14 protein-coding genes are annotated in these 16,875 nt (G+C 67.0%); 5 read left to right on the top strand and 9 right to left on the bottom strand.

Features of this window, described 5'->3' with window-relative positions; genetic code table 11:
• The first annotated feature begins 7 nt into the window (after nucleotides 1–7).
• Nucleotides 8–1,420, top strand: coding sequence for an FAD-binding oxidoreductase (locus FYM52_RS11120; RefSeq protein WP_154164144.1), 1,413 nt, complete (start codon nucleotides 8–10; stop codon nucleotides 1,418–1,420).
• A 244-nt stretch (nucleotides 1,421–1,664) separates the two neighbouring features.
• Here FYM52_RS11120 and FYM52_RS11125 read toward each other — a convergent pair whose 3' ends face one another.
• Complete coding sequence (locus FYM52_RS11125) at nucleotides 1,665–2,936, bottom strand: MFS transporter (RefSeq protein ID WP_370513834.1); 1,272 nt, start codon at nucleotides 2,934–2,936, stop codon at nucleotides 1,665–1,667.
• A 72-nt stretch (nucleotides 2,937–3,008) separates the two neighbouring features.
• Here FYM52_RS11125 and FYM52_RS11130 point away from each other — a divergent pair, with 72 nt between their 5' ends.
• Complete coding sequence (locus tag FYM52_RS11130; RefSeq protein ID WP_154164146.1) at nucleotides 3,009–3,911, top strand: helix-turn-helix domain-containing protein; 903 nt, start codon at nucleotides 3,009–3,011, stop codon at nucleotides 3,909–3,911.
• A gap of 63 nt (nucleotides 3,912–3,974) precedes the next feature.
• On the opposite strand, the gene FYM52_RS11135 is transcribed toward FYM52_RS11130, so the two are convergent.
• From FYM52_RS11135 to FYM52_RS11165, 7 genes are all read right to left on the bottom strand, one after another.
• Nucleotides 3,975–4,832 (bottom strand): class I SAM-dependent methyltransferase, encoded by an 858-nt coding sequence (locus tag FYM52_RS11135; RefSeq protein WP_179954947.1) that lies wholly within the window; start codon nucleotides 4,830–4,832, stop codon nucleotides 3,975–3,977.
• A gap of 154 nt (nucleotides 4,833–4,986) precedes the next feature.
• The gene (locus tag FYM52_RS11140) at nucleotides 4,987–5,901 is read right to left on the bottom strand and encodes a ParB/RepB/Spo0J family partition protein (protein WP_154164147.1); all 915 of its coding nucleotides are present in this window, start codon (nucleotides 5,899–5,901) and stop codon (nucleotides 4,987–4,989) included.
• A gap of 9 nt (nucleotides 5,902–5,910) precedes the next feature.
• Nucleotides 5,911–6,477, bottom strand: a complete 567-nt coding sequence (locus FYM52_RS11145; protein ID WP_238826181.1) for an alpha/beta hydrolase — start codon at nucleotides 6,475–6,477, stop codon at nucleotides 5,911–5,913.
• A gap of 61 nt (nucleotides 6,478–6,538) precedes the next feature.
• Nucleotides 6,539–7,309: a ParA family protein gene (locus FYM52_RS11150; protein WP_154164148.1), complete on the bottom strand. Its 771-nt coding sequence runs from the start codon at nucleotides 7,307–7,309 to the stop codon at nucleotides 6,539–6,541.
• A 196-nt stretch (nucleotides 7,310–7,505) separates the two neighbouring features.
• Nucleotides 7,506–8,177: a 16S rRNA (guanine(527)-N(7))-methyltransferase RsmG gene (gene rsmG / locus FYM52_RS11155; RefSeq protein WP_042412058.1), complete on the bottom strand. Its 672-nt coding sequence runs from the start codon at nucleotides 8,175–8,177 to the stop codon at nucleotides 7,506–7,508.
• On the bottom strand, nucleotides 8,174–10,138 hold the full coding sequence (gene mnmG / locus FYM52_RS11160) for a tRNA uridine-5-carboxymethylaminomethyl(34) synthesis enzyme MnmG (RefSeq protein WP_045265762.1): 1,965 nt from the start codon (nucleotides 10,136–10,138) through the stop codon (nucleotides 8,174–8,176). Before mnmG ends, rsmG begins: the two co-directional genes overlap by 4 nt.
• 327 nt (nucleotides 10,139–10,465) lie before the next feature.
• Nucleotides 10,466–12,139 carry a methyl-accepting chemotaxis protein gene (locus FYM52_RS11165; RefSeq protein ID WP_154164149.1) on the bottom strand — a complete coding sequence of 558 codons (1,674 nt, stop codon included), beginning with the start codon at nucleotides 12,137–12,139 and terminating at the stop codon, nucleotides 10,466–10,468.
• 277 nt (nucleotides 12,140–12,416) lie between these two features.
• Between FYM52_RS11165 and FYM52_RS11170 the strand changes: the two genes are divergently transcribed.
• The 3 genes from FYM52_RS11170 (at nucleotide 12,417) to FYM52_RS11180 (ending at nucleotide 15,318) form a co-directional block, all read left to right on the top strand.
• Nucleotides 12,417–12,611, top strand: a complete 195-nt coding sequence (locus FYM52_RS11170; protein ID WP_154164150.1) for a heavy-metal-associated domain-containing protein — start codon at nucleotides 12,417–12,419, stop codon at nucleotides 12,609–12,611.
• Nucleotides 12,612–12,778: 167 nt separating this feature from the next.
• The gene (locus FYM52_RS11175; protein ID WP_045265764.1) at nucleotides 12,779–13,966 is read left to right on the top strand and encodes an acetyl-CoA C-acyltransferase family protein; all 1,188 of its coding nucleotides are present in this window, start codon (nucleotides 12,779–12,781) and stop codon (nucleotides 13,964–13,966) included.
• Between the two features lie 317 nt (nucleotides 13,967–14,283).
• Nucleotides 14,284–15,318 (top strand): sensor domain-containing diguanylate cyclase, encoded by a 1,035-nt coding sequence (locus tag FYM52_RS11180; RefSeq protein WP_154164151.1) that lies wholly within the window; start codon nucleotides 14,284–14,286, stop codon nucleotides 15,316–15,318.
• Between the two features lie 171 nt (nucleotides 15,319–15,489).
• On the opposite strand, the gene FYM52_RS11185 is transcribed toward FYM52_RS11180, so the two are convergent.
• Nucleotides 15,490–16,482: a recombination-associated protein RdgC gene (locus FYM52_RS11185; protein WP_162524703.1), complete on the bottom strand. Its 993-nt coding sequence runs from the start codon at nucleotides 16,480–16,482 to the stop codon at nucleotides 15,490–15,492.
• Nucleotides 16,483–16,875 lie beyond the last annotated feature (393 nt).

A 16,875-nucleotide genomic window follows, 5' to 3' on the forward strand; every position in this document is an offset into this window, starting at 1 on the left:
CCGCCACATGAATGCCCCCACCGCCACCGCCCACCTGCAACCCCGCGCCATTGCGCCCGCGTTTCTGGAGGCCCTGGCGGCCCGCTTTGGCAAGCAGTGCTCCACCGCCCAGGCCGTGTGCGAACAGCACGGCCGTGACGAAGGCTCCATCCAGGCCCCACCGCCCGTGGCCGTGGTCTATGCCGAAAGCACGCAGGACGTGGCCGATGCCGTGCAGCTGGCCGACCAGTACACCGTGCCGGTGATCGCCTACGGTGCCGGCTCCTCGCTGGAAGGCCATTTGCTGGCCGTGCAGGGCGGCATCAGCATCGACGTCAGCCGCATGAACCGGGTGCTGCGCGTCAACGCCGAGGACATGACCGTCACCGTGCAGCCCGGCATCCTGCGCAAGCAGCTCAACGACGCCATCAAGGACCAGGGCCTGTTCTTCCCCATCGACCCCGGGGCCGACGCGTCCATCGGCGGCATGACCGCCACGCGCGCCAGCGGCACGAATGCCGTGCGTTACGGCACCATGCGCGAGAACGTGCTGGCGCTGGAGGTGGTGACTGCCAGCGGCGAGGTCATCCGCACCGGCAACCGCGCCAAGAAAAGCGCCGCCGGCTACGACCTGACCCGCCTGATGGTAGGCAGCGAAGGCACGCTGGGCATCTTCACCGAGATCACGCTGCGCCTGTTCCCCCTGCCCGAAGCGGTGAGCGCCGCCGTGTGCTCCTTCCCCACGCTGGCCGACGCCGTGCACACCGTGATCCAGACCATCCAGATGGGCGTGCCGATTGCCCGCGTGGAGCTGGTGGACGGCGCCACCGTGGCCATGGTCAACAAGCACAGCCACCTCACGCTGCGCGAGGAACCGATGCTGCTGATGGAGTTCCACGGCTCGCCCAACGGCGTGAAGGAGCAGGCCGAGCTGGTGCAGGACATTGCGGCCGAATTCAATGCCCAGGGCTTTGAATGGGCCGACACGCCCGAGGAGCGCACGCGCCTGTTCACCGCGCGCCACAACGCCTACTTTGCCGGCATCCAGAGCCGCCCCGGCTGCCGCTCCATCACCACCGACACCTGTGTGCCGATCAGCCGTTTGGCGGACTGTTTGCTCGAGTCGATTGATGAAGTCAACGCCAGCGGCATTCCTTACTTTTTGGTCGGCCACGTGGGTGACGGCAACTTCCACTTCGGCTACCTGATCGACCCCGACAGCGCCGACGAGCGCGCCCGCGCCGAAGACCTGAACCACCGCCTGGTGCGCCGCGCCATCGCCATGGAAGGCACCTGCACCGGCGAGCACGGCATCGGCATCCACAAGCAGGACTTCCTGCGCGAGGAATGCGGCGACGGCGCCATCGCCATGATGCGCGCCATCAAGCTGGCGCTGGACCCCAAGCAGATCCTGAACCCCGGCAAGATCTTTGCGCTGTAAGCGCAGCCCACCGCCGCTTGGCGGTCGAGGCCAAACGTGCAACCGCAGACCGCACACCCGGTACGGCAAGGCAACGACGTACCGCGGGTGGTGTGATCCGCTCCAAAAATCAAAGCGGCTCGCGCTGGTCATCACTGGATTTCAAGGTGTTTTCTTTTTGAAATCCAGCAGGGACAAGCGCTAACCGCTACAAAAAAAGGCCGCGATTGCAGCCTTTTGTGTTGGTGGGGTGAAGCAATGGTGCTCAGGCTGTGGCCTGCGCCGCCATGCGCTTGTGGTGCAGTTGCACGCCGACCGCACTGGCGGCCAGGACGCTGACGGCCAGGGCCAGCGAGGCGCCAAAGAACACCTGGCTGTGCAACTGGTGGTCCATCATCCAGCCAAACATCGGCGCCGCCACGGCAAAGCCCGAGTCCAGGCCCGAATACACCGTGCCGTAGACGCGGCCCGTGGCCCCGGCCGGCGTGGCGCGCTTGATCAGCATGTCGCGCGAGGGGCCGGCCAGGCCGTGACCGAAGCCCGCCACCGAGGCCACCACCAGCGCCAGCGTGCCCGGCAGCCAGCCCGTGGCCACCAGGGCCAGGCAGGCAGCGGCCAGCAGCAGGAAGGTGGCGATGATCTTTTCCAGCCGCTGCGTGCGCTGCGCCAGAAAGCCGCCGCCAACCATGCCCACGGCACCGCACAGCATGAAGCCCGTGACCACCAGGGCGGTCTGCGTCAGCGGCAGGTCGTACATCAGGTGCAGGACGGTGCTGGCGAAGTTCTGAATGGCGCTCAGCGCCACGGTGCTGAAGAAGAAGAAGGCGAAGCACATCCACACGGCGGGCAGCTTCAGGTAGGCGAACGGGCTCTCGCCCGAGGCGGCCGCCGCCGCACGGGCCTTGGCGTTGCCTGCGGCGGTATCAAAGGCCCGGTCGTCCAGCCAGCGGCGGTTGCACCACATGGTGACCAGCACGCTGGCGGCAAACAGGGCGCCGCAGACGCAGGCGATGCGCCACGATCCGGTCCAGGTGGTGATGCCCATCATGAACACCGGGGCCATGGCCCAGCCGATGTTGCCGGAGATGCCATGCACCGAGAACGCATGGCCGATGTTCTGCGCCGTGACGCGCTTGTTGAGGATGGTGAAGTCCACGGGGTGGAAAGGCGCATTGCCCAGACCGGCGAAGAACGAGGCCGCCAGCAGCATGGCGTAGTTCTGCGCGGCCGCCGCCATCAGGCCGGCCAAGACAAAGCTGCCCAGCGCCGCCAGCAGCACGCGCTGCGCACCCACCTTGTCGACCAGGAAGCCCGACAGCATCTGCCCCACGCCCGAGACCACGAAGAACAGCGACACCATGGCGCCCAGCTGCGAGTAGCTGGTGTTGAAGTCGGCGATCAGCCAGGGGAACAGCGGCGGCAGCAGCAGGTGGAAGAAGTGCGAGGAACCATGGGCCAGGCCCACCAGGCCAATGGTGCGCGCGTCGCGGCGCTCGGGGGCCGCCGTTGCAATCGGGGAAGCAGTCATGCGTCGCATCTTAGGCAGCAGGAGCGCGGCAGGTATGCGATAGTCGGCCAAAAGCTATCGCAAAACTGCCAACCACGCACCATGTCTGCCCACTTTGTGCTGCCACCGGCCGCCGCCGGCGTGAACCCCCACCGCCACGCGCGCACGCTGGCGCAGATTCCGCTGCTGGACCCGGTGCTCTACCAGCCGCATGCGCAGCGCCCCGTGCGCTCCAAGATGCGCGAGCTGGACCGCGACACGCTGATCATGCCGCACGCCCACGCCTGGGCACAGCTGGCCATTTCCACCGGCGGCGTGATCCGCCTGTCGCTGGCCGACGCCACCTACATCGTGCCCCCGCACCGCGCCGTGTGGGTGCCGCCCGGGGTGGAGCACGCCGTGACCATGGTGGAGACCGCGCGCCTGTACACCTTGTACTTCCTGCCCGAAGCGCATGGTGGCGGCCCGCAGGCGCGCTGGATGGCGGCCCCGGACTGGCAACAGTGCCGCGTGCTGGAAGCCAGCCCCCTGCTGCGCGCCCTGGTGGTGGAAATGGACACCGGCAGCGACGAAGCCGCCCCGCTGTCGCCCGCCGTCGTGGCGCGCGAACACCACCTCAGCGCCCTGATCTGCGAGGAACTGCGCCGCGCCCGCATCATGCACCTGGGAGTGCTGCTACCCCAGGACAAGCGCCTGAAGAACCTGTGTGAGGCCGTGCTGCAAGACCCGACGCGGCACGAACGCCTGGAGGACTGGGTGCTGGACACCGGGGCCAGCCTGCGCACCGTGGCGCGCCTGTTCCGCAGCGAGCTGGGCTGCACCTTCACCCAGTGGCGCCAGCAGGTGGTGCTGGCCCAGGCCGTGGCCCTGGCGGCGCGGCACTGGTCGATTGCCCAGATTGCCGCCGAGCTGGGCTACACCCCCAGCGCCTTCAGCGCCCTGGTGCGGCGCACCGTGGGCATGACCGCCGCCGCCTTCCTGGGCCAGGGCCTGGGCGCGCCCTGAGGCACTGCAGCCAACGCCGCGCGCCTGAGAGCGCCACTCCCGAGGGCTTTGCAGCAAGAGCGCTCAGTGCGAGCGCCGCCGCCCGCCCGGGCGGCCCTTGCGCGGATACAGGTTCTGCCCGTTGACCTGGATCCCCGGGGTGCGCAGCGGCAGCATGCCGGCCACCTCGTCGTCCTCGACGCTGGCATGGTCCACCTCGGCCAACGGCGCCTGGTAGGCATAGACCTCGCGGCCATCCGCCAGCGTGGTCACATGCACCGGCGTCGCATCGGGGATAGGGAAGTTCAGGCTGACCAGCCAGCTGCCGGCACGCATCTCGCCCAGCGATTTGACGGCGGCGCGGCTCATGCTCTCGGGCCGCTGGAACAGGTAGACCAGGGCGTAATCGCCCCAGTCGACCTGCCACAGGTCCCCGCGCCGCACCGTAGCCCAGGGGCAGCGCAAGGCGCTGGCCCTGCGCAGCGGCCAGCTCCATTCCACGCCATGCACCCGGGCCTGCGGCCAGGCACGGTGCAAGGCCATCAGGCCATCGCCCAGGCCGCTGCCGGCATCCAGCACGCGCGCGCCCTCGGGCAGCGCAATGCGGTCCGACAGGCCATCCAGCGCGCCGGTCGGCGTCGGGAACACCGGCGCATCGCGCCAGGCATTCAGGGGATAGACCAGCAGCATCACGGCCAGTGGCAGCAGCCACAGCCAGGCAGGCACGGCCCCAGCCGACACCACCAGCCACGACAGCGGAAAGCCCAGGGCCATCATCAGCCGCCGCCACCAGGTGGCCCCCAGCCAACTGCCGGCCAGCCCGACCAGCAAGGCCGCACCCAGCGCCCCCCACCGGGGGGCCCAGGACTGGAGTACGCCAAAACAGAGCCATGCCAGGGCCCACACCAACAAGGCCGGCAGGGGCCAGATCAGCCGATTCAAGAATGTCATCCCCCGATGGTGCCCGAAACCGGATCCCCGCAGGGCCCTCCCATGCGCTGAAATGCGTGCAGGCCTGGGACGCAGCCACCCGGCCCCTACAAAGAAAAAAGGCCTTCGTGCGAAGGCCTTGGGGGGTGAGCGGCTGCGCGTCCGCTTAGCCGCGCAGGCGTTCGATCAGGCCATTGAGCTCGTCCAGCGAACCAAACTGGATGGAGACTTCGCCCATGTCCTGGACCTTGCCGTGGCGCTTGACGCGCTTTTTCACACGCACCTCGACCTGTGCCATCAGCAGGTCGGACAGCTCTTCCTCCACCCGCTGCACGTCGCGCGACTTGGCGGGTTTGCGGGCCTTGGCCGCCGTGCCGTCGTCGGCCTCGGCGACCTTCTTGACCAGGGATTCGGCCTCGCGCACGGACAGTTTGCGCGCCGTGATCTGGTTGGCCGTGGTGATCTGTTCGGCCTTGTCCAGGGCCAGCAGCGCGCGCGCATGGCCCATGTCGATGTCGCCGGCCATGAGCATGGTCTGCACCGGCTCGGCCAGGTTCAGCAGGCGCAGCAGGTTGGACGCGGCCGAGCGCGAGCGCCCCACCGACTGCGCCGCCTGCTCGTGCGTGTAGTGGAACTCCTGGACCAGGCGCGCCAGGCCCTGGGCCTCTTCCAGCGGGTTCAGGTCTTCGCGCTGGATGTTCTCGATCAGCGCCATGGCGGCAGCGGCCTCGTCGGGCACGTCGCGCACCAGCACCGGCACGCGGTCCAGGCCGGCCAGCTTGGAGGCGCGGAAGCGGCGCTCACCGGCGATGATTTCGTACTTACCAGCGTGTGCCCCCTGGGCCAGCTTGCGCACCAGGATGGGCTGCATGATGCCCTGGGCCTTGATGCTTTCGGCCAGCTCGTACAGCGCGCCTTCGTCCATGCGCGTGCGCGGCTGGTACTGGCCCGCCACCAGCTCGGTCACTGGCAGGCTGTTGGGCAGGTCGCTGCCGCTGCCAGCGGCCGGGGTGTCGTCCACGGTGGGGCCGAGCAATGCTTCCAGACCACGCCCCAGACCCTTGGGTTTCTTGGTTGCCATGCTTGTTCCTTATTCCTTGATCAGGCGGCGCAGCAGCGCATGCCCTGCATCCCAGCGGCCCAGGCCGCTGGCGGTGTTGATGTGGCCCGCAGGCCCGAGATCGACCAACTCCGCCTCCCAGGCCTGGGCGAAATGCTGGCTGCGGTCCCAGCGGCAATACGGGTCGTCCTGGCTGGCGACCACGATGCTGGGAAACGGCAGCCGGGCCTGGGCCACGGGCTGCCAGCCGGGCAGCTGTGCCGCCACCGGCTCGGCCTCGGTATCGGCCGGGGCCACCAGCAGCGCGCCCAGCACCCGCGTGCGGGCCAGCGGCGAATGGGCGGCCCACCAGGCGGTCAGCACACAGCCCAGGCTGTGCGCCACCAGCACCACGGGCTGGGCACTGTCCACCACCGTCTCCTGCAGGCGCGCCGACCAGTCGCCGCGCAGCGGGCGCTGCCAGTCGTGCTGCTGCAGGCGCTCATAGCCGTACAGGGCTTCCCACTGGCTTTGCCAATGCAGCGCGTCCGAGTTCTGCCAGCCGGGCAGCAGCAGGACGCGGGCGGATGGAACGGGGGTCATGACTTCTTGATTCATAGCTGTCAGCGCTGACTGCATCGGGGCTGGAGGCCTTTTTGGCTTAAAACCCCAACGCCCCTCACATCTTCTGGATGCGCTGGACCATCTCTTCGGCAAACTCGATGAAGGCCTTGCTGCCCTTGGCCGCGGGGTCGAACACCACGCCCGGCACGCCGTAGCTGGGGGCTTCCGCCAGCCGCACATTGCGCGGGATGACGGTGTCGAACACCTTGTCGCCGAAGTGGGCCTTTAGCTGGTCGCTGACCTGCTGCTGCAGCGTGGTGCGCGGATCGAACATGACGCGCAGCAGCCCGATGATCTGCAGGTGCTTGTTCATGTTGGCATGCACCTGCTTGATGGTGTTGACCAGGTCGGTCAGCCCTTCCAGCGCAAAGTACTCGCACTGCATGGGCACGATCACGCCGTGGGCCGAGCACAGGCCGTTGAGCGTCAGCATGGACAGGCTGGGCGGGCAGTCGATCAGCACGAAGTCGAAGTCGGACTGCACCACCTCCAGGGCCGCCTTCAAGCGCTCGTTGCGGCGCTCCAGCGCCACCAGCTCGATCTCAGCACCGCTGAGTTCACGGTTGGCGCCCAGCACGTGGTAGCCGCATTTTTCCGACAGCACGGCGGCTTCCTGGATCGTCGACGACTCCAGCAGCACGTCGTACACGCTCTGCTCCATGGCCCGTTTGTCGATGCCGGAACCCATGGTGGCATTGCCCTGGGGGTCCAGGTCCACCAGCAGGACACGCTGACCAATCTTGGCCAGACCCGCCGCCAGATTCACTGCGGTAGTGGTTTTGCCGACGCCACCCTTTTGGTTGGCAATACAGAAAATTTTGGCCATGAGAGATTGCTGATGGAAAGTGACCGGGCACCCGGAGAACACACAAGGCGGGCCGCACACACAGGCCGCACAACGGAAAAAGGCCCAGCGCGGAGGCTGAGGCCTTTCAATACAGCCGGTGCGCGATGCGTTGCCGTCCTGCAGGCACCCGGTATTGAAAACCCGAGTTTATGCGAGCTGCACGCCGCATGCACTGTCAAAGTGTGTCGGCCACCGGCTTCATCCACACAATACAACGCTCGGCATCCAGGCCGGGGACGGTCAATGGTTCCACGTGAAACACCTGCACGCCAGCCCCCAGTGCGTCGATTTCGTCCTGCGGGTGCTTGCCCTTCATGGCCAGCCAGACTGCGTGCGGCGCCATTGCGGCACGCGACCAGGTGGTGAAATCCACCAGCGAGGCAAAGGCGCGGCAACTGACGATGTCATACGGACCGGACAGCGATTCCACGCGCGCATGGATGCCGCGCAGATTGGGCAGCTTCAGTGCCACGGCGGCCTGCTGCAGGAAGGCGGCCTTCTTGGCCACGGTGTCCACGCAGTGGATGTCCACCTCGGGGCAGCACACGGCAAACACCACGCCGGGCAGTCCCCCGCCCGAGCCCACGTCCAGCTGGGCCGTGCGCTCGCCCGCGGCCTTGCCCAGCGACTGCACATGGCGCCGCAGCGCCGGCACAGCGGCCAGGCTGTCCAGCAGGTGGTGGGTCATCATCTCCTGCGGGTCGCGCACGGCCGTCAGGTTGTAGACCTTGTTCCACTTCTGCAGCAGGTCCAGAAAAGCCATCAGCTGGTCCACCTGGGCCGTGGACAGATTCAGTTGCAGCGCCTGAGCGCCCTGTTCCAGCTGCTTGCGCAGATCGGCACTCATGCGGACTCCTTGGCAGCCGCGGTCGTGAACTCCTTGAAGCCGCCCTTCTTCAGGTGAATCATCAGCAGCGAGATGGCGGCCGGTGTCACCCCGGAAATGCGCGAAGCCTGGCCCAGGGTTTCGGGGCGGTGCTTCTGCAGCTTCTGACGCACCTCGATCGACAGGGCACTGACCTGCATGTAATCCAGCTCGGCCGGCAGCTTCAGGGTTTCATAGTGCGCGGCACGCTCCACCTCGTCCTTCTGGCGATCGATGTAGCCGGAGTACTTGGCGGCAATCTCCACCTGCTCCAGCACGGCCTCGTGCAGCTCGCCCAATGTTTCACGTGAAACCGCTTGCGACTGGTACTTACCATCGTCCATGGACACCAGCGTGCCGTACTCCACGCCGGGGCGGCGCAGCAGGTCGAACAGGTTGTACTCGCGCTCGATGTTCTTGCCCAGCACGCGCTCGGCTTCCGCCGCAGGCAGGCTGCGCGGATTCACCCAGGTGGCCTTCAGGCGTTCTGTTTCACGTGAAACAGCGTCGCGCTTGCGGTTGAACATGTCCCACTGCGCATCCCCCACCACGCCCAGCTGACGACCGATTTCGGTCAGGCGCATGTCGGCGTTGTCTTCGCGCAGCTGCAGACGGAACTCGGCCCGGCTGGTGAACATGCGATAGGGCTCGGTCACGCCCTTGGTGATCAGATCGTCCACCAGCACGCCCAGGTAGGCCTCGTCGCGGCGTGGGGTCCAGGCGTCCTGGCCACGCGCCTGCAGCCCGGCATTGATGCCGGCGAACAGGCCCTGGGCGGCAGCTTCCTCGTAACCCGTCGTGCCATTGATCTGGCCGGCAAAGAACAGGCCCTGGATCTGGCGGGTCTCGAAGCTGGACTTCAGCGCCCGGGGATCGAAGTAGTCGTACTCGATGGCGTAGCCGGGGCGCAGGATGTGGGCGTTCTCCAGGCCCTTCATCGAACGCACCAGGGCGTACTGGATGTCGAAGGGCAGGCTGGTGGAAATGCCGTTGGGATAGAACTCGTGGGTCGTCAGCCCTTCGGGCTCCAGGAAGATCTGGTGGCTGTCCTTGTCGGCAAAGCGGTTGATCTTGTCTTCCACGCTGGGGCAGTAGCGTGGGCCCACGCCCTCGATCTTGCCGGTGAACATGGGGCTGCGGTCAAAGCCGCTGCGGATGATCTCGTGCGTGCGCTCGTTGGTGTGCGTGATCCAGCAAGGCATCTGGCGCGGGTGCATGTCGGCATGACCACGGAAGCTGAACACCGGCACATGGCCTTCGTTCACACCGCCGGGCATGCCGTCGCCGGGCTGCTCGGTGCACTGGCTGAAGTCGATGCTGCGCCCATCGATGCGTGGTGGTGTGCCGGTCTTCAAGCGGCCCTGGGGCAGCTTCAGCTCCTTCAGGCGTGCTGACAGCGTCACCGCCGGGGGATCGCCGGCACGGCCTGCGGCGTAGTTGTCCAGGCCCACGTGGATCTTGCCGTCCAGGAAGGTGCCGGCCGTCAATACGACGGTCTTGGATTTGAACTGGATGCCCACCTGGGTGACGGCGCCCACCACGCGATCGCCCTCCACCATCAGGTCGTCCACAGCCTGCTGGAACAGCCACAGGTTGGGCTGGTTCTCCAGCATCTCGCGGATCGCGGCCTTGTACAGGATGCGGTCCGCCTGGGCACGCGTGGCCCGCACAGCCGGCCCCTTGGAGCTGTTCAGGATGCGGAACTGGATCCCGCCCATGTCGGTGGCCAGGGCCATGGCTCCACCCAGGGCATCTACTTCCTTGACCAGGTGGCCCTTGCCAATGCCACCGATGGACGGGTTGCACGACATCTGGCCCAGGGTTTCAATGTTGTGGGTCAACAGCAATGTTTGGCAGCCCATGCGGGCAGCCGCCAGCGCCGCTTCGGTGCCAGCATGACCGCCGCCGACGACGATCACATCAAATTCTTGGGGGTACAGCATGTTCAAGCTCCATCGCGGTGGTGTGTTCATCCACCTGTGGCAGCCGGGGGCATTCCACGGCTGCGGCCCACGCGGTCGGGAGTGAGGCATGGGCAAACCCTTGATTTTCCCACCCTTTCCCAGGGATGTCTTTGACCCATTGAGCGAGCAGGACTTTCACCATCCGCCGCAAGGACGGGGCCATGGTCTTGGTCCGGCCTGCGCGACCTGGCAAGCCCCATCCAACACCGACTTGCCCCGGTGGCATACCACTCTCGCCCGGCCATGAAAAAAGGCTTCCTGCGGGAAGCCTTTTTCGCCGGAGACCACCCCGAAGGGTGGCCGCACTCAGCCCAGCAGCGGCGCCTCGGCGCGCTGCGCGGTGGATGCCACAGGCACGGCGCCGCCGTCGCGTGGCAGGCTGTAGGGGCGTGTCGCAGCAGACAGCGCTGCGGGCTGGTTGCTCAGGATGAACTGGCTGACCACGTCCGACAGCTGGTGGGTCTGTTCCTTGAGCGACTCGGCGGCCGCGGTCGACTGCTCGACCAGCGCCGCATTCTGCTGGGTCATCTGGTCGATGTCACCCACGGCCTGGTTGACCTGCGAGATACCGGTGGACTGCTCGTTGGCCGCCGCGGTGATCTCACCGATGATGTCGCCAACCCGCTGGATGCTGCCCATGATTTCCTGCATGGTCTTGCCGGCCGACTCCACGTGGCGCACACCGCCATCGACGGCGTTCACGCTGCTCTGGATCAGTCGCTTGATGTCGCTGGCCGCTTCGGCGCTGCGGCGTGCCAGCAGTCGCACTTCACCGGCCACCACGGCAAAGCCACGGCCCTGCTCGCCCGCGCGCGCGGCTTCCACGGCGGCGTTCAGCGCCAGGATGTTGGTCTGGAAGGCGATCGAATCGATCAGGCCGATGATGTCGCCGATCTTGCGGCTGGAGCTCGAGATCTCGTGCATGCTCTCCACGGCCTGCGACACCACCGAGCCGCCTTGCGCCGCGGTTTGCGAGGCCGACGCCGCCAGCTGGTTGGCCATCTGCGCCGACGAGGCGGTCTGCTGCACCGTCGCCGTCAGCTGCATCAGCGACGCCACGGTCTGCTGCAGGTTGCTGGCGGTCTGTTCGGTGCGGGCCGACAGGTCGCCGTTGCCGACGGCAATTTCCTGGCTGGCGGTCGCGATGTTGCCGCTGGCATCGCGCACGCGGCCCACCATGCGGTTCAGGTTGTCCTGCATGGCCTTCAGCGCATTCTGCAGGTCGGACACTTCGTCCTTGCCCACCACGTCCAGCTGTTCCGTCAGATTGCCCTTGGCGATGGCATCGGCCAGGCGCTTGGCATCGGTCAGCGGACGGCAGATCGACACCATGTTCAGCAGGGTCAGCGGTGCCACCACCAAGGTGGTGATCACCAGCGCCAGCACAAACAGCCACTGGGTCTGCGACGCCACCTGGCTGCCGCGGGCCTCGGCGGCCTGGGCCTGGGCCTGCAGCAGTTGCTCCAGGGTCTGCAGCTGCTTCTCGGCCTCGACAAATTCGGCGCCGGCACGGCGGCCCACGCGCTGCGCCACGGTGGCGCTGTCATAGCCGTTGTCCAGCAGCTGGCGGGCCACCGGCGCAAACAGGGTCTGGTACTGCTCCAGGTGCTTGAGCAATTGCTGCACCACGGCGCCATCCTGGGCCGGGGCCACCTGGGCCAGGGCCGCACCCGCGGCCTGCACCGCCTGCAGGCTGGTCGTCCATTCGGCGTGCGTCTTCTTCAGCTGTTCGGGCTGCTCATACTGGATGATCATTTCCTTCTCCAGGTTGCGCACCTGGGTCAGGCGGCCCTGCAGCTTGGCCACCAGGCCCGCCTGCTGGAAAGGACCGTTCAGAAAACTCTGGTTGAGGTCGTAAATGCGGAACATGCCGAACATCCCGGCACCGCCCAACAGGCCCAACAACACCAGCACCACCGCAATGGCGCCGAGCATGCGCACCCGGATGGTGAACATTCGCATCAGTGCAAACAGACCCATGATCTGATTTCCTCTCTATCGCTTGACATCACCCAGCACAGCGCCAGATGCCCTGTACCAACCATCTCCGGCATGCAGACCGAAGCATGCAGGCGCGCAAGAACCACGGGCAGAGTTTGCCAGACAAGACTGACAGCAAAGGCTAAAGAAAACCCCGTCTTATGGTTACTTCCAGAAACACTCTACGGCATGCATGGGCCACCACCGTGTTCCACGTGGAACAGGCGGGCCGCAGCGCTACAGTCGTACTTTCCACCACCCACTGAAGGAGCCCCCCATGGAACACGTTTTCCAAGTCCAAGGTATGACATGCGGCCACTGCGAACGCGCCGTGAAGCAGGCCGTCGCCCAGATCGATGCCCAGGCCACGACCACCGTGGACCTGGCCACGGGCCGGGTCGTGGTGCAGAGCAGCAGCACGCGCGAGGTTCTGGCCCAGGCCATCCGGGAAGAAGGCTACACCGTCGCCTGATCGCCCAGCGCAAGGGCGGCGTGCCGTGCGCGGTGTACCGCACGAGACAGCCGCCCGTTGTGCCGTGGCAGCGGTGTCGGTCCAATCGGGCGGGCAGGCTTGGCGAGTTCATGTTGCAGTTGCACAATCTTTCCAGCCATGTTCGAAACAATTCTTGGAGACACCGCATGAGCACCCGCGAGATTTTTGTCGTCAGCGCCGCCCGCACCGCCATTGGCACTTTTGGCGGCAGCCTGAAAGACGTTGCCAACACCCAGCTGGCGACCACCGCCGTCAAGGCCGCCATCGCACGTTCCGGCCTGGACCCCGCCGCCGTCGGCCATGTGGTGATGGGCAATGTGATTCCCACCGACACCAAGGACGCCTACCTGTCGCGCGTGGCCGCCATCGACGCGGGCTGCCCGATCGAGACTCCGGCCTTCAACGTCAACCGGCTGTGCGGCTCCGGCCTGCAGGCCATCGTCTCGGCGGCCCAGGCCATCGCCCTGGGGGACTGCGACGTGGCCATCGGTGGTGGTTCCGAATCCATGAGCCGCGGCCCCTACTTTGACCAGGCTGCGCGCTGGGGCGCGCGCATGGGCGATGCCAAGAGCATCGACTACATGCTGGGCATCCTGCACGATCCCTGGCAGAAGATGCACATGGGCATCACGGCCGAAAACGTGGCCGAGCGCTACAAGATCAGCCGCGAGATGCAGGACGCCCTGGCCCTCACCAGCCAGCAGCGCGCCGCGGCCGCCATCGCAGCCGGGCGCTTCCAGGAACAGATCGTGCCCGTGGAAATTGCCACGCGCAAAGGCACGGTGCTGTTCGACACCGACGAACACGTGCGCGCCAGCACCACGCTGGAGGTGCTGGCCGGCATGAAGCCGGCGTTCAAGAAGGAAGGCGGCAGCGTCACCGCCGGCAATGCCTCGGGCATCAACGACGGCGCCGCGGCGGTCACCCTGGTGGCCGGCGACCGCCTGGCCGCCCTGGGGGTCAAGCCCCTGGCCCGCCTGGTGGGCTATGCCCACGCCGGGGTCGATCCGGCCTACATGGGCATCGGTCCCGTGCCGGCCACCCAGAAGGTGCTGGCACGCACCGGCCTGAAGGTCCAGGACATGGACGTGATCGAGGCCAACGAGGCCTTTGCCGCCCAGGCCTGCGCCGTCACGCAGGAGCTGGGCCTGGACCCCGCCAAGGTCAACCCCAACGGCTCGGGCATCTCCCTGGGCCACCCCGTGGGCGCCACCGGTGCCATCATCACCACCAAGGCCATCTATGAGCTGCAGCGCACCGGCGGCCGCTATGCCCTAGTGACCATGTGCATCGGCGGCGGCCAGGGGATTGCCGCCATCTTCGAGCGCGTCTAAGCGCCGCCACCCCGCTCCGGCAGGTGCACCTGCCGGCCGCACACCGGCCGGTGTGCAGTGCCGGACGGACCTGCGGCCCCGGGACTGGCACATCCGGGCTGCCGGCGCGAGGCTGCATCATTCCACATCTTTTCAGGCGCTGGCCCGCACGCAGTCTGCGCAAGCAGCTCCTGTTTCTGAAAACTGCCCCCGCCCCTACGCGAAAACCCTGCCAGTACGGCGGAAAGCATGGTCCAGACAGCGCGCGACAGCCACTATGCTTGGCGGTCCCGATGTCCCTTCCCCACGCCCCTGCGGCACGCTGACGGTTGTTTGCCATGGATCCCCTGCTGACTCGCCTCTCCCATTCCTTGCACCAGGCCCAGAGCCAGGAAGAATTGGTCCGCCCGCTGCTGGAAATGCTGGAGCAGGTCACCCAGCTGGAGTCCACCTACCTCACCCGCATCGATCTGGAGCAGGACTTGCAGCACGTGCTCTATGCGCGCAACACGCGGCAGATGCAGATCCCCGAAGGCCTGTCCGTGCCGTGGCAGGACACGCTGTGCCGGCGCGCCCTGAGCGAGGGGCGCATGTGCACCACGGATGTGGCCGAATGCTGGGGTGACTCGCAGGCGGCACGGGCACTGGGGATCCAGACCTATGTCAGCGCGCCCGTGCGCATGTCGGACGGCCACCTGTACGGCACCTTGTGCGCAGCCAGCGCCCAGACCGCCCTGCTGCCGCCGGACACCGAAAGCGTGCTGCAGCTGTTTGCCAAGCTGATCGCCCAGCATGTGGAGCGCGAACAGCTGCTGCAACGCCTGCAGGCCCACAACGCGCAGCTGGCCCACCAGGCGTTCACCGACCCGCTGACCCAGTTGCCCAACCGCGCCGCGCTGCGCGAGGAGCTGCAGCGCCTGCTGGCGCGCGCCCAGCGCACGCACAGCAGCGTGCTGGTGGCCTTCATCGACCTGGACGGCTTCAAGGCCGTGAACGACCGCCACGGCCATGCGGTCGGCGACCTGTTGCTGCGCACCCTGGCGCAGCAGCTGCACCACAGCCTGCGCGCGGGCGACATGGTGGCCCGCATGGGCGGGGATGAGTTTGTGGTGGTCACACCGGTCGAAGGCACGGCGCGCGAGATGGCCGTGGCGCAGCAGGGGCTGGAGCAGCGGTTGCGCGCCGCCTCGGTCTGCGACCTGGTGCTGCCCCAGGGCAGCACCCTGCACTACCCTGGCGCCAGCGTGGGCGTGGTACCGGTGTCCGGCGACTTCAGCGTCGACCAGGCACTGCAGCAGGCCGACCACGCCATGTACCACGACAAGCAGTTGCGCCACCCCCGGGGTGGGCGCCCCGGCAGCGCCCTGCACTGAACGCCCCCAGCCCCCGCTGCGGCCAGCCAGACCTGGGGCCTGTGATCTTCAAGCGGCCCACACAACCCCGTTCCTCGGAGATGGGCGCTAGAGACGAGGTGCGCAGCCGCGGACCGGACGTGCGTACGACCCGGCACAGCCACCACGCCCCCAGGCTTGCGTGGGCCGCCCTTAGAACGGTGCCTCTTCCGGGGCCGTGTCCACCGGTGCGCTCGCGGCCCCGGTCACCACGCCCTTGCGGCCGGCAGGCACGGCCGTGCCCACCGCATCGCCCACGGCGGTGCGGCCTTCGCCGCCCAGGGCCGTGAACAGGTCGGGGATCAGCTTGCTCAGCTCGCCGGTGGCAATCGCCACATCGGTGTCAAAGCCGCCCTCGTCACCGGCCTGGTCCAGCACGGCATCCAGCAGCGCAATCTTCTTGACCTGCAGGGCATCGGTCAGCACAAAGCTGACGCGCTCGTCCCAGGTCATGGCCAGCTTGGTGGGCAGCTTGCCGTGTTCCACGTGCTGCCTGACCTCGTCGATGTCCAGCGGATGGCGGGCATAGCGCACCACGGCCTTGGACTCATCGGCGGCCTTGAGCTCGCATTCGCGGTCGATGGAAAAGCCCGCCGGCGCTTCCTGCGTCAGCAGCCAGTGGGCCATCGCCGCCTGGGCGCTGGTCTGGGTATCCACCAGGGCCACGCCAAAGCCCTGCAGGCTTTCCACCAGCAGGCTCACCACCTCGTCGGCCTTGCCCTGGGCACCGGTGTCCAGCACCAGCAGCTGGGCCTGGGGGTCGATCCACACCCACATGCTGGACTGCTTGGTGAAGGCCATGGGCAGCAGGTCCAGCTTGGCCTCGTCCTTGAGGTCGCGCTTTTCCTTCTTGCCCGGCTTGCGGCCAAACTCCAGTTCGATGGCATCGGCCTTTTCCTGCACCTTGCGGTTCAGCACGCTGGCCGGCAGCATCTTGGATTCGCTCATGAAGCGCAGGATCCACTGTCCGCCCACGCTTTCGGCCAGCAGGCCGTGGGCCTCGCCGCGTGGCGGCACCCAGCCCGACGACTGCTCCTGTGTGGCACCACAGGGCTGGAAGGGCGCCTTCTGCAGCGCCGCTTCCACCTGCTCCAGCGAGCCCTGCCATTGCGCCGCAATGCGGTACACGATCATGTTCTTGAACACGCAGTCACCTTTTCCTGAATCTGCATCAAAGTCTGTGACGGGGCACGGTCTGCGGGCCGTTCCGTCATGAAAATAAGAGCTGTCAGCGCCCGTTGTGCCTGGCTTGGGTGGCAAAAACACTTACAACCACCACCCGCCTGACCGCGGCGCGACAACCCAGCTTTGTATTACTTTACACAGCAGCAGCAAAGCCTCACCAACGGCTTACACAGAAACCGCACACTTGCAGCCATGCACTGCCGAACCTCTTGGCAGATCCGATGGAAACCACCTCACAGGAGTACACCATGGCCCTCTTCCAACGTAGCCTGACCGCCGCTGTAGCCGCCGCCGCCCTGGCCGGTGCGTTTGCACTGCCGGCTTCGGCCCAACCCGCCGCCCCCACGGCCGGCC

The organism is Comamonas sp. CAH-2 (assembly GCF_009668305.1).
Classification (GTDB): domain Bacteria; phylum Pseudomonadota; class Gammaproteobacteria; order Burkholderiales; family Burkholderiaceae_C; genus Comamonas; species Comamonas aquatica.

Excerpts from the sequence above, each read along its gene's own strand:
- FYM52_RS11180 (WP_154164151.1), top strand. The coding sequence starts at position 14,284 with ATGGATCCCCTGCTGACTCGCCTCTCCCATTCCTTGCACCAGGCCCAG.
- FYM52_RS11125 (WP_370513834.1), bottom strand. The coding sequence starts at position 2,936 with ATGCGACGCATGACTGCTTCCCCGATTGCAACGGCGGCCCCCGAGCGC.
- FYM52_RS11150 (WP_154164148.1), bottom strand. The coding sequence starts at position 7,309 with ATGGCCAAAATTTTCTGTATTGCCAACCAAAAGGGTGGCGTCGGCAAA.
- FYM52_RS11140 (WP_154164147.1), bottom strand. The coding sequence starts at position 5,901 with ATGGCAACCAAGAAACCCAAGGGTCTGGGGCGTGGTCTGGAAGCATTG.
- mnmG (WP_045265762.1), bottom strand. The coding sequence starts at position 10,138 with ATGCTGTACCCCCAAGAATTTGATGTGATCGTCGTCGGCGGCGGTCAT.
- FYM52_RS11130 (WP_154164146.1), top strand. The coding sequence starts at position 3,009 with ATGTCTGCCCACTTTGTGCTGCCACCGGCCGCCGCCGGCGTGAACCCC.
- FYM52_RS11170 (WP_154164150.1), top strand. The coding sequence starts at position 12,417 with ATGGAACACGTTTTCCAAGTCCAAGGTATGACATGCGGCCACTGCGAA.
- FYM52_RS11120 (WP_154164144.1), top strand. The coding sequence starts at position 8 with ATGAATGCCCCCACCGCCACCGCCCACCTGCAACCCCGCGCCATTGCG.
- rsmG (WP_042412058.1), bottom strand. The coding sequence starts at position 8,177 with ATGAGTGCCGATCTGCGCAAGCAGCTGGAACAGGGCGCTCAGGCGCTG.
- FYM52_RS11175 (WP_045265764.1), top strand. The coding sequence starts at position 12,779 with ATGAGCACCCGCGAGATTTTTGTCGTCAGCGCCGCCCGCACCGCCATT.
- FYM52_RS11145 (WP_238826181.1), bottom strand. The coding sequence starts at position 6,477 with ATGAATCAAGAAGTCATGACCCCCGTTCCATCCGCCCGCGTCCTGCTG.
- FYM52_RS11165 (WP_154164149.1), bottom strand. The coding sequence starts at position 12,139 with ATGGGTCTGTTTGCACTGATGCGAATGTTCACCATCCGGGTGCGCATG.